The sequence below is a fragment of the Neobacillus bataviensis LMG 21833 genome (assembly GCF_000307875.1).
GTDB classification, from domain to species: Bacteria; Bacillota; Bacilli; order Bacillales; family Cytobacillaceae; genus Neobacillus; species Neobacillus bataviensis.
Genome location: NZ_AJLS01000080.1, coordinates 1 through 708, shown reverse-complemented (window position 1 = coordinate 708; position 708 = coordinate 1). Strand labels below are relative to the sequence as shown.

General features: G+C 34.3%; 1 protein-coding gene. It reads left to right on the top strand.

What is annotated here, in order from left to right:
- Nucleotides 1–68 precede the first annotated feature (68 nt).
- Nucleotides 69–602: a ribonucleotide reductase N-terminal alpha domain-containing protein gene (locus BABA_RS12820; protein ID WP_007085617.1), complete on the top strand. Its 534-nt coding sequence runs from the start codon at nucleotides 69–71 to the stop codon at nucleotides 600–602.
- Nucleotides 603–708: the final 106 nt, after the last annotated feature.

Here is a 708-nt window from a genome sequence, read left to right as displayed (position 1 = left end):
AAGAATACCTAGAAGCTGAATTTCTATAAAAATATAAGCCAGAATTTATCACAAATCTTCGTAAAGAATTGAGTAAATTTGAATTTCATTTTGATTCATTTATGGCTGCTTATAAATTTTATAATCAATATGCCATGAAAAACAATGACGGTTCACTCTATCTTGAAGATTTTGAAGACCGTGTGTTAATGAATGCTTTATACATGGCTGACGGTGATGAAAAATTAGCTAATAATCTTGCTTTTGCAATGATTAATCGTCGTTATCAACCGGCTACTCCAACTTTCTTAAATGCTGGACGTAAACGTCGTGGTGAATTCGTTTCTTGTTTTCTTTTACAATTGACTGATGATATGAATTCAATTGGACGGACGATTAATTCTGCCTTACAACTTTCTAAAAATGGTGGTGGTGTTGGTCTTAATTTGACTAATCTGCGTGCTGCTGGTGCACCAATCAAAGGATATGATGGAGTTGCCGCTGGTGTTGTGCCTGTCATGAAACTTTTTGAAGATGCTTTATTGGACAGCCAATCAATTGGGGCAACGACAAGGTGCTGGTGTAGTTTATTTATCACTTTTCCATCCAGATATTTTATTTAGTTCCTCAATAATTTCTTTTGTTTTAATTACTTTCCCAAATTTAGGAATTTCTGTCAGCGTTTTCTGGAAGTTTTTTAACTTTCTGTCAGCGCAAGAATTTTCGATA